At 61.2% G+C, this 10363-nt stretch carries 9 protein-coding genes; 3 read left to right on the plus strand and 6 right to left on the minus strand.

Features of this window, described 5'->3' with window-relative positions; genetic code table 11:
• The coding region (locus WB650_RS13315; protein ID WP_423960804.1) for a nitric oxide reductase activation protein NorD at nucleotides 1-1738 on the plus strand (1738 nt) is incomplete at its 5' end.
• Between the two features lie 193 nt (nucleotides 1739-1931).
• Here the strand turns inward: WB650_RS13315 and WB650_RS13320 are convergent.
• The 5 genes from WB650_RS13320 to WB650_RS13340 all read right to left on the minus strand — a co-directional run bounded on the left by WB650_RS13320 (nucleotide 1932) and on the right by WB650_RS13340 (nucleotide 7231).
• The gene (locus tag WB650_RS13320; protein ID WP_422303423.1) at nucleotides 1932-2201 is read right to left on the minus strand and encodes a luciferase family protein; all 270 of its coding nucleotides are present in this window, start codon (nucleotides 2199-2201) and stop codon (nucleotides 1932-1934) included.
• Between the two features lie 704 nt (nucleotides 2202-2905).
• Entirely contained in the window at nucleotides 2906-4480 is a 1575-nt protein-coding gene (gpmI, locus tag WB650_RS13325) for a 2,3-bisphosphoglycerate-independent phosphoglycerate mutase (RefSeq protein WP_423960806.1), read from the minus strand.
• Nucleotides 4480-5775, minus strand: a complete 1296-nt coding sequence (gene eno, locus WB650_RS13330) for a phosphopyruvate hydratase (RefSeq protein ID WP_422303425.1) — start codon at nucleotides 5773-5775, stop codon at nucleotides 4480-4482. Before eno ends, gpmI begins: the two co-directional genes overlap by 1 nt.
• Before the next feature lie 56 nt (nucleotides 5776-5831).
• Nucleotides 5832-6506 carry a class I SAM-dependent methyltransferase gene (locus WB650_RS13335; RefSeq protein WP_422303426.1) on the minus strand — a complete coding sequence of 225 codons (675 nt, stop codon included), beginning with the start codon at nucleotides 6504-6506 and terminating at the stop codon, nucleotides 5832-5834.
• An 11-nt stretch (nucleotides 6507-6517) separates the two neighbouring features.
• Nucleotides 6518-7231 carry a Type 1 glutamine amidotransferase-like domain-containing protein gene (locus WB650_RS13340; RefSeq protein WP_422303427.1) on the minus strand — a complete coding sequence of 238 codons (714 nt, stop codon included), beginning with the start codon at nucleotides 7229-7231 and terminating at the stop codon, nucleotides 6518-6520.
• A gap of 125 nt (nucleotides 7232-7356) precedes the next feature.
• Here WB650_RS13340 and WB650_RS13345 point away from each other — a divergent pair, with 125 nt between their 5' ends.
• Nucleotides 7357-8253 carry a hypothetical protein gene (locus WB650_RS13345; RefSeq protein ID WP_422303428.1) on the plus strand — a complete coding sequence of 299 codons (897 nt, stop codon included), beginning with the start codon at nucleotides 7357-7359 and terminating at the stop codon, nucleotides 8251-8253.
• A gap of 2 nt (nucleotides 8254-8255) precedes the next feature.
• On the opposite strand, the gene WB650_RS13350 is transcribed toward WB650_RS13345, so the two are convergent.
• Entirely contained in the window at nucleotides 8256-9467 is a 1212-nt protein-coding gene (locus WB650_RS13350) for a CaiB/BaiF CoA transferase family protein (protein ID WP_422303429.1), read from the minus strand.
• Nucleotides 9468-9584: 117 nt separating this feature from the next.
• Between WB650_RS13350 and WB650_RS13355 the strand changes: the two genes are divergently transcribed.
• On the plus strand, nucleotides 9585-10361 hold the full coding sequence (locus WB650_RS13355) for a class I SAM-dependent methyltransferase (protein WP_422303430.1): 777 nt from the start codon (nucleotides 9585-9587) through the stop codon (nucleotides 10359-10361).
• Nucleotides 10362-10363 lie beyond the last annotated feature (2 nt).

Here is a 10363-nt window from a genome sequence, read left to right on the forward strand (position 1 = left end):
GTTCGACGACCCCGGCCTGGCCGGCGCCCTGATGCGTCTGGCGGAGTCGGCGCGCATCGACGCCGAACTCGCGCGACGTTATCGCGGTCTCGCACCGCGCATCGCGACCCTCAACCGGTCTCTGCTCGACAGGCTCCATCCCGAGTCGCTCAGCACGATGCTGGTGCGCGCGGCGCTCGATCTCGACGCCAATGGCGAGGTGCTCGAATCTCCGCTCGTACGAATGGCGGCGCTACACTTCGCGCCCGTGCGCGCGCTTGGCGCCGACGTCATGACCAGCGTTCATCAGGTCAATGCGCTCTACAATTGGCTCCAGGAGCTGATTCGGCAGGCGCGCGAGCGCGGCGAAGGTGATCCGCTCACCGAAGAAGAAGCCGAGCGGATGCGCAACGACCTGATCAAAGGAATGAAAGGCTCCGAATCGCAAACTGCCGGCGAAGGCGAAGACGGCGAGCAGGGTGACGGCGGCGGCGAACCCGACCAGAACGTTCAGATGGACGTCTCGGGCAAGCAATCCAAGGGCGGGCAGGGCAGGGCGCTCTCGCCCGAAGAATTGCGCAAGCTCATCGAGCAAGGCGCCGAGATCAAACCTTCGCAAGGCGACGGTAGCGCCGACGGCGACGGCATGTACCTGACGCAACTCACCGGCAAGCAGCTCAGCGAGCTCGAGCAAATGCGCGAGCAGCTCGGCGAAGTCGGCAGCGTCACCGGGCAGGGACGCTTGATGATCGGCCGCGGCCGCCAGGATTCGTACTACGCCTACGACGAATGGGATTACGTGCTGAACGACTACCGCCGCAACTGGTGCAGACTGCGCGAAATCCCGCTGACCGGCGACGAGGGCGATTTTTTTGAGAACACGCTCGTCCGTTACGCCGAGATGCTCCCCGGCGTGCGCCGCAACTTCCAGCGCATCCGCCCCGCGTCGTACCGGATGGTCCGCGGACTCGAGGACGGCGAGGAAATCGACATCGACCGCACCATCGAGGCTCGCGTCGCGCGCCTGATGGGCGAGACGCCCGACGGCCGCTTCTATAAGGCGCGCAAGAAAGAAGCGCGCGACGTCGCCACGCTGTTCCTGCTCGACATGTCGGCCTCGACCGACGAGCCGGTGCATCGCGAGCCGCGCAAGCATACCGAAAACGATGACGACACCGACGATTGGATGAAGGCGTGGCAGCGTCGCCCGCAAACCGCCAATCGTCCGCGCCGCATCATCGACGTGAACAAAGAAGCGCTCGTCATCATGGCGCAGGCGCTCGAGGAAATCGGCGACGCCTACGCGATCATGGGCTTCTCCGGACACGGCCGCGACAACGTCGAGTTCTACGTGATCAAGGAATTCGATCAGGAACTGAGCGACGAGGTAAAGGCTCGCGTCGGCGCGGTCGAGCCCAAGCGCTCAACCCGGATGGGAGCCGCGATTCGCCACGTGCGCGAAAAATTCAAGGACGTCGCGTCGCGCGCCAAGCACATGATCCTCCTGAGCGACGGCTTCCCCCAGGATTTCGACTACGGCCACGACCGCCGCTCGAACGCCTACGGCATCCAGGACACGATGGTCGCGTTGAAGGAACTCGAACTCGCCGGCGTCCTGCCATTCTGCATCACGGTCGACAAAACCGGCCACGACTACCTGCGCCAGATGTGCCAATCCTCGCGCTACCTGGTAATCGAGGACATCGCGTCGCTCCCGCGGCAGCTCCCAAAAATCTACGAGCAGGTAATCCGCTGGTAGTTCCTTCTTCCCCTCTCCCAGAATGGGAGAGGATCATGGTGAGGGTTCGACTCCGAGCGCGATTTTTTTCGTGAGCGATTCACGATCCGGGCGGCGGGCGCGGCAGCGCCGGCGGTGGCGTTCACCGAAGTGCCCGCGCCGGTAAGCGTGCCGCAGCCCCCTGCGTCCGTCTCCCCGATCAATTGGCTTCGAGTCAGATCTGTTCAATGGCGAGTTTCACCAGGTGAACGACCCTTTCAAGATCAGCAGCCTTCACGAATCGGACTTCAATCCATTGCGAATTCCTGGATCGGTTGGGATGAACTTTCGAATCAGTGGGATGGACCAAGCCCTCGCGGTGGATGATGCTCTTGGTTAGACGAATGTCCAGTTCGTTGTCGCTGTGGAAGTGGGCAAACGCTTTGTCCCCGTAGCAGAGGGACGAGAATCCGTCATGCCGCCCCGGCCACGCGCGATCTTCCACTCCGAACTTCTCGAGTCGTTGCACTAGCTGGGTCCGCAGATGAGCCATTTGGTCAATTCTCCGAACGCACCAAATCGGTATCCCCCGACCTGAAACTCCGCAATCTGGCCATTACCCCAATTGAGCGTGCATCCAGGATCGGCATAAAACTCTTGGGGACGTCAAAATCCTCTGCCGACACGAACACTTTCAGATCGAGCACTGGACTCGTGTCAATCGGCTTCTCCTCACGCAAAATGACAATTCGCTTCCTGAACAAAATCTGCAATTCCCTCCAGTATAGCATCCGACTACGACGAACGCTTCGCGCATTACAAGTTCACCGGAAGATGGTCAGACTCGTCTCCCTTTCTCGGAACGCCATGCGCCGCTCTTTTGTGCCAGCCTGGAAGTTCTGGCCGAGTGGGTTTGGCCACCCACTCACTTTAATCCCGACGGACGCTGTTGGCTTTTATCTTCTCGCCACAAAAGTTCAGGGCTGAACTGTTCATCCTTATTCCTGCGCGCACGCCTTGCTATTGATCGCACATGAGCATCGCTCACAACGCCATTCGCTTGCCCGCATCTCTGAAGATCGAGCCACGACTCTCTCTCGTACGAAATATTAATTTTGACGGAACGAAGCTACCGATGGTAGTCAGGTAGTTAACGGCTTACAACTAGTGGTAGAATTTGCTGATTCTTCGCGTCCGCAGAGCTGCAAATCAGCGCGCAGTGTCGACCCGCAAATCGCGCCCCGTCATCTCATCCGGCGCCTTCACATCGAGCATCCCGAGAATCGTCGGCGCGACGTCCGCGAGTGTGCCGCCATTCTTCAAGTGTCCCTTGAACTTCGGATCGTACAGAATCAGCGGCACCGGATTCGTCGTATGCGCGGTATGCGCCTGCCCGGTCGCGGGATCGGCCATGAACTCCGCGTTGCCGTGATCCGCCGTGATGAGCGCGACGCCGCCGCGCTTCTCGAGCGCGTCGATCACGACCCCGAGCGCCGCGTCAGTCGCTTCGACCGCGGCCACCGTCGCCTCGAACTTGCCGGTGTGCCCGACCATGTCGGGATTTGCGAAGTTCATCACGATCACGTCGAACTTCGCGCCCTCGATTTCCTCGGCGACGCGCGTCGCGATCGCCGCCGCCCTCATCGCCGGCTCCAGATCGTAGGTCGCCACCTTCGACGACGGAATCAGCGCGCGCTCCTCGAGCGGAAACGCCTTCTCGACCCCGCCGTTGAGGAAGTAGGTGACGTGCGCATATTTCTCGGTCTCTGCGACCCGCAGATTCTTGAGCCCCGCATGCGCCAGAACTTCGGCAAGCGTATTGCGCACGTCTTCGGGACCGAACGCCAGTGGCAGCCCGAACGATCGGTCGTACTCCGTCATGCACACGTAGCCGACCTTAGGGATTCGCGGTCGCCGGAACTCGGAGAATCCGTCGAGTGCGATTGCGGCCGTCAGTTCGCGCGCCCGGTCCGCGCGAAAGTTGTAACAGATAACCTGATCGCCGTCGGCCATCGGCGTTCGCTCACCGATCACGTGCGGCTCGACGAACTCGTCGCTCTTGCCGGCGGCGTACGAATTTTCGACCGCCTCGCGCGCGCTCGACGCCGCGATTCCTTCGCCTTCGACCATCGCGCGCCACGCCCGCTCGACGCGCTCCCATCGCTTGTCGCGATCCATCGCGTAGTAGCGCCCGATGACCGTCGCGATTCGACATTGGGCCGAGTGGGGCGGGCCGCCGTGCCCGCCCTCCTTTTCAATCTGCTTCAGCTTCGCTTCGAGTTGATCGATGAACTGAAGCGCCGAGCGCGGCGGCTTGTCGCGCCCATCGAGCACCGCGTGAACCGCAATTCTGCTCGCGCCGTTTCCTGCGGCGACGTCCAGGATCGCCATCAGATGATCGATATGACTATGCACGCTGCCGTCAGAAAGCAGTCCCCAGATATGCAGAGTGGTGCCGAGGGTGACGGTTCTTCTGATCGCATCGAGAATCGCCGGGTTGCGCGCGAACGCTCCACTCTCGATCGCCTTCGTGATTCGCATCAGGTCCTGGTAGATGACCCGGCCCGCGCCAATCGTCAGATGGCCGACTTCCGAATTGCCCATCACGCCCGGCGGCAGCCCGACCGCCTCGCCGGACGCATCCAGTTCGGTGTGCGCTTGCGTAGCGTAGAGGTGATCCATCACCGGAGTCTTCGCCGCCGCGATCGCGTTCGACGCGCCACTCTTGCTGACTCCCCAACCGTCGAAAATTATCAGCGCTGCGACCGGCGGCCTCGTGGGCATCAGGATTTCCCGCGCTTGAAAGCCGCCGTGCCAGGGTACGTCGCCTTCGAGCCGAGCTCTTCCGCAATCCTCATCAGGCGATTGTACTTGGCGTTGCGCTCGGACCGGCTCATCGATCCGGTTTTGATTTGTCCCGCGCCGGTCGCAACCACCAGGTCCGCGATCGTCGTGTCCTCGGTTTCGCCCGAGCGATGAGAAATCACGCTGGTATAACCGGCCGCGCGCGCCATCTCGATCGTCGCGAGCGTCTCGGTCAGCGTGCCGATCTGATTGACCTTGATCAGTATCGAATTCGCGACATGCTCGTCGATTCCGCGTTTCAGAAATTTTGGATTGGTGACGAAAATGTCGTCGCCGACGAGTTGGGTCTTGGCCCCGAGCTCGCGCGTCAAAATTTTCCAGCCCGCCCAGTCTTCTTCTGCCAGTGGGTCTTCGAGCGAGACGATTGGATATTTCTTGAGCCACGCGGCGTAGAACTCGACCATCTGTTCAGCGCTGCGCGAGCTTTTGTCTCCGCGCGCGAACACGTACTTGCCGTCTTCGAAAAACTCGCTCGACGCCGGATCGAGCGCGATCGACACGTCGACGCCGGGACGATATCCGGCTTTCGCGATCGCCTCGAGGATGAGCTCGATCGGCTCCTCGTTGCTCTTGAGATTGGGCGCGAAGCCTCCCTCGTCGCCGACGTTGGTCGAATGACCGAGCTTCTTGAGCACGGCGGCGAGCGCGTGAAAAACCTCGGAGCCCATCCGGATCGCTTCGCCAATATTTGGGGCGCCCGCCGGCACGATCATGAACTCCTGCATGTCGACGTTCGAGTCCGCATGCTGCCCGCCGTTGACGACGTTCATCATCGGCACCGGCATCACGTGCGCGTTGGGGTTGAGATACAGATAAAGCGGCATACCATTCGCGGCCGCCGCCGCGTGCGCATTGGCGAGCGATACGCCGAGCATCGCATTCGCGCCGAGCTTCGATTTGTTCGCGGTACCGTCCATCTCGATCATCGTGCGATCGACTGCACTCTGATTCGTCGCGTCCGCCCCTTTGAGCTTCTTAGCAATCGTCCCGTTGACATTGGCGACCGCCTTCAGCACGCCCTTGCCGCCGTAGCGTTTCGGGTCGCCGTCGCGAAGCTCGAGCGCCTCGTGAACGCCAGTCGACGCGCCGGAAGGCACGGCGGCGCGGCCGAGCGCGCCGCCGCGAAGCCGCACGTCAACTTCGACGGTAGGGTTGCCGCGCGAGTCGAGAATCTCGCGCGCCTTTATCTCGACGATTTCCGTGGATGCCGCCATCTACTCATCCTCACCGCATTTGAGGTCCGCATTCTAGAGCAGGCCAGCCCGCGTTGTCACGCCGCAGGACTGATGGCGCGAAAGTACGCGATCGGCCCGAAAAAGTTTTTCGCACGCTTCAACTCCTTCGCATCCGCGAACCCGGCCTCGACCATCAGCGACGTCATCCGGCTTTCGATCCGATCCGCAACAACTCCGCTGCGATGGATCAAGTGCCGGTGCGCCGGCTCTCCGGAATGCGCGTCGTGCTCGTGGACGAAATCCAGCAGATGAAGCGAGCCGCCCGGCTTCAGCACGCGACGAATCTCGCCGAGGGTGGCAGTCTTCTCGTCCGCCGCCAGGTGATGGAACATGAACGACGAGAACACGCAGTCGAACGCCGCATCCGCATACGGCATGTGGTCCGCGAAGCCGCGATCGAACTCGATAGAAAGTCCCGCCCGCTTCGCCTTGCGCTTGCTGAGCGCCAAAGCATCAGGGTCCGGATCAATTCCGACCACCTCGGCCTCCGGATGCATCCGCTTGATACTGATCGCCATCGATCCGGTGCCGCATCCAATATCGAGTACGCGGAACCCGGCTTTGACCTCCGCCTGTTCGATCAGCGTCTGTTTCGCCTTGTCCGCGCCAAGCAGCCACAGGAACGGATCGTAAAGCGGAAGCAGCCAGCGCTTTCCCAAAGCGGGGATGTAACTGCGCTCGCCTTCATCGATCGTTCCGGCTATCGGCATTTGCTCTCTCCTTATTTGCCCGCGCCGAGGTATCTCACAGGAATCGCTGTCTCGACCACGATACCGCGCTTGATCTCGACGCGCATGGCGCGGGCTTTGCGTCGTGACGAAACTACTTCGGCGAGCCGCGTTCCGACAAAATGCGCGGCGGCGCCGTCATCGAGTGCGAGCGTCGATGGAAAGCCGCGCTTGATCAAACGCATCAACACCGGCCGCCGTTCCTTCTCACCATCATAATGCGGACAGCACGCACCGCGCACGAATCCGAGGCCGTCGTTGAGGGCGCGAGTAGGCGTGCCGAACGAATCCGTGACGCCGTCTTCGAACCAGCAGATTGCACCCGCGCTGATTCCCGCCATCACGACGCCCGCGTTCCAGGCCGCTCGCAGGACTTTGTCGAGTCCATGCAAGCGCCACACTGCGAGCATGTTCAAGGTGTTGCCGCCGCCGACGTAGATCACGTCCTGCTCGATGACGAACTTTTTGAGGTCGCTAACCTTTCGGTCGAAGAGCGTCAGATGAGTCGCGGCGGCACGCGACGGCGGAAACGCTTCGTGGAAGCGTCTGATGTAGTAGTCGCTGTCACCGCTCGCCGTCCCGACGAAGCATACGCGCGGACGCCGCCCACGCCGCGCGAGACTCAGCACGAAGTCGTCAAGGCGCGGATTGCGCGGCTCCATCGAGAATCCGCCGCCGCCCATCGCCACGATATGCCGCTCCGCCATCCGCAAATCTCGCTAAGATATGTCCCGATTCGTTTGCAGCTACTAGGGCATTTGAGTTTGAACAAATATGCAACAGGGAAATCAAAGTTAAAATGCTCTCGACCCACCGCATTTGTATCTGCGCGATGATCTGGACGATCCTGCTTTGCGGAGCATTCACCGTGTGCGCGGGTGATAGCGACTCAACTGCCGAAGCGCCGGACGCCAAGCCGACGTTTGGGATCTTCACCAATCCTCAGCCCGTGACGATCGAGGGATATAGCCAGGACGCGATGGAGCCGTTCGTCAGTCCCGACGGCAACTACCTGTTCTTCAACAATTCGAACTCGCTGCCGCAGACCAATCTGTACTACGCGACGCGGATCGACGATGTGACGTTTCAATTCCAGGGCGAGATCGGCGGCGCCAACGCACCCGGACTGAACGCGGTCCCCTCGATGGACGTAAACGACATTTTCTATTTCGTCTCGACCAGGAGTTACTCGCAGACTTTTTCGACGATCTATTCGGGTACATTTTCCAGCGGAAGCCTCTCGAACGTCGCGATTGTCCCGGGAATTTCAAAAGACAAGTTGGGCGACATAAATTTCGACCAGTGCATTAGTCCCGACGGCAGCACGCTGTACTTCGTGGACGGCGTCTTCAACGGCGGCAGCGTTCCGCAAAGCGCGAGTATCGCAGTCGCGAAGCGTCGTGGCGATCAGTTTGTGCGCCTCAAGAACAGCGAGGAGATCATGCACAAGATCAATACGCACGACCTCAACTACGCGCCCGACATCTCGAAGTCGGGACTCGAGTTCTTCTGGACTCGGATCGATATTGTGAATTCGCAGCCTAAGCCGCCGCCGGTGATCTACACTGCGACGCGCTCAAGCACGTCAGAGCCGTTTGGCAAGCCTCGCAAAATAGAAGCGATCACGGGATTCGCCGAAGCCCCCGCGCTGTCGCCGGATGAGAAATCCCTCTACTACCATGTGAACGTAAGCGGGAGGTTCGTCATCTATCGCGTCACGCGCCCGTGACGCTATACCGCGCCGCTGTCTCGCAGCGCGCCGATCTCCTCCCATGTGTAACCAAGCTCGAGCAGCACTTCCTCGGTATGCTGCCCGTGTTCGGGCGCGGCTTCGGCTGCGGTGGTGACTTCGCCGTTGATCGTTATCGGCGTGCCCGACACGAGCACCTTGCCTGCCACCGGATGGTCGAGTTCGAGCAGGTATCCATTGATGCGCGCCTGCTCGCTTTTAAGCATCGTGCGGTAATCGACGACCTCGGTCGCGAGGATGTCGGCGTCGGTGAGTTGCTTGAGCCACTCCTTGCTCGACTTCTTCGGGAAGATCTCGTCGAGCACTTTCTGAATCTTCTCGCCATGAAAATTGCGGACGACGTTGTCCGAGTACTCGGGATCTTTTTCGAGATGCTCAATCCCAACAATCTTGCAGAACGACGGCCAGCGCTTTTCGTCGACACCCGCAATACAGATGAATCCGTCGCTGGTAGGGAACGCGCCCCACACGCCGCGCAGAAACTGATGTCCCCGACCGGCGCGCTCGGGCTCGACCCCGGTGATCGACGTGTAATTGATCTCCATTCCCTGCATCGCGATCATCGTGCCGTAGATCGACGCATCGACCTTCTGCCCTTTGCCGGTGCGCTCGCGCGCGAACAATGCCGCCAGCACTCCGCTCGCCAGGCTGAGCGCGCCCGAATGATCGGCGACGAACATCCCGGCGGCCAGCGGCGGATCGGCCGGCATCCCGGTCTTCGCCATCACACCGCTCGCCGCTTGCGCGAGAGTGTCGCGGCTCGGTCGCGTCACCCACGGCCCGCGCGGCCCCCACGAACTGCCCTGCGCGTAAACGATGCGCGGATTGATCTTGCGCACGTCGTCGTAGCCGAGCCCGAGGCGGTCGAGCACGCCGGGCCGGTAGTTGGTGACCAGCACGTCGTAGGATTTCACCATCCGGCGCACCATCTGGATCGCGTCGGGCTTTTTCAGATCGGCGGTGATGCTCCGCTTGCCGCGATTCATCGCGATGAAATAATGCGACACCGTCGCGTTCTTGACGTCCGGCCCGCCGATCAGCGCAGTCAGCATCCAGCGGCTGAGGTCGCCGGTCTCCTTGTTCTCGACTTTGACCACATCGGCGCCCATGTCGGCCAAAACCAGCGACGCGAACGGTCCCTGGATTTCCTGCGCTATCTCGACGACCTTGATTCCTTCGAGCGGCTTACTCATTGCGGCTTTCCCCTAAACGGTCGTTCAAGGAACTTGGTTGAGCGCGCATTATCCCGCCGTTCGCCGCGAAATCTCAAGCGTCGATCTCCAGGCGTGTGGTCGGTACGCTCATCGCCGATGGAACCGAGCATCTATGAATATCCCGACATCTTTCGGCGCGCGCATCTGGAGAGTCCCGGCGAAATCCCGGCTGAGGTACTTTTCCTGCAACAGATCTGGAATCGGCATCGCAAAACTCAGACGCGCCGCATCCTCGACATCGGTTGTGGCGACTCGCCCCACGGCCGCCTGCTGACGGGCGACGGCTTCGAGGTGGTCGGAATCGATAGATCGCCGGCGATGATCGCGGCGGGGCGCCGCAGGGCGAATCCGAATCTTCGATTCTACCGCCGACCGATCGAGAAGTTCACTCTCCCCGAGCGCTCATTCGATTCCGCGATCTTCATGTCAGAGACATTTCCGGTGATCGTCGAGAACGCGGACCTGCTCTCGCATCTCAAATCCGTCGCGCGCGCGCTCAAGCCCGGCGGCCTTTACTGCATCGACATCGACCGCCAGGATCCTCTTCCGCGCGTCCGGCAGCGCACGATGTGGCGTGAGCGCACTGCGCGTGCCGGTAATGTTGCACTCGAGATCCGCGAGTTCCATCGGCCGATACCGTGGCACTCGCCGCTACACTCGGTTTACGAGCTCGAGTGCACGATTAATTTTCCCGCCGGCGTGGTCACAACTCGCGATCTGATTCCGGTGCGCTACACGACTCCCACGACGCTCGAGCTCGCGGCGTTGGCGTCCGGGATGTTCAAAATGGTTGCCGCGTACTGCGACCTCTCGTTCACCAAGCCGCTCGACAAATGCCGCTACCGATGGACTGGAGTACTGCGCCGCGTTTGAGT

The organism is Binatus sp. (SeqCode), from assembly GCF_049584895.1.
GTDB lineage: Bacteria > Desulfobacterota > Binatia > Binatales > Binataceae > Binatus.

What these genes read in the sequence shown, in the direction of transcription:
- gpmI (WP_423960806.1), bottom strand. Translation starts at nt 4,480, where the DNA reads ATGCCCACGAGGCCGCCGGTCGCAGCGCTGATAATTTTCGACGGTTGG.
- eno (WP_422303425.1), bottom strand. Translation starts at nt 5,775, where the DNA reads ATGGCGGCATCCACGGAAATCGTCGAGATAAAGGCGCGCGAGATTCTC.
- WB650_RS13335 (WP_422303426.1), bottom strand. Translation starts at nt 6,506, where the DNA reads ATGCCGATAGCCGGAACGATCGATGAAGGCGAGCGCAGTTACATCCCC.
- WB650_RS13340 (WP_422303427.1), bottom strand. Translation starts at nt 7,231, where the DNA reads ATGGCGGAGCGGCATATCGTGGCGATGGGCGGCGGCGGATTCTCGATG.
- WB650_RS13345 (WP_422303428.1), top strand. Translation starts at nt 7,357, where the DNA reads ATGATCTGGACGATCCTGCTTTGCGGAGCATTCACCGTGTGCGCGGGT.
- WB650_RS13350 (WP_422303429.1), bottom strand. Translation starts at nt 9,467, where the DNA reads ATGAGTAAGCCGCTCGAAGGAATCAAGGTCGTCGAGATAGCGCAGGAA.
- WB650_RS13355 (WP_422303430.1), top strand. Translation starts at nt 9,585, where the DNA reads ATGGAACCGAGCATCTATGAATATCCCGACATCTTTCGGCGCGCGCAT.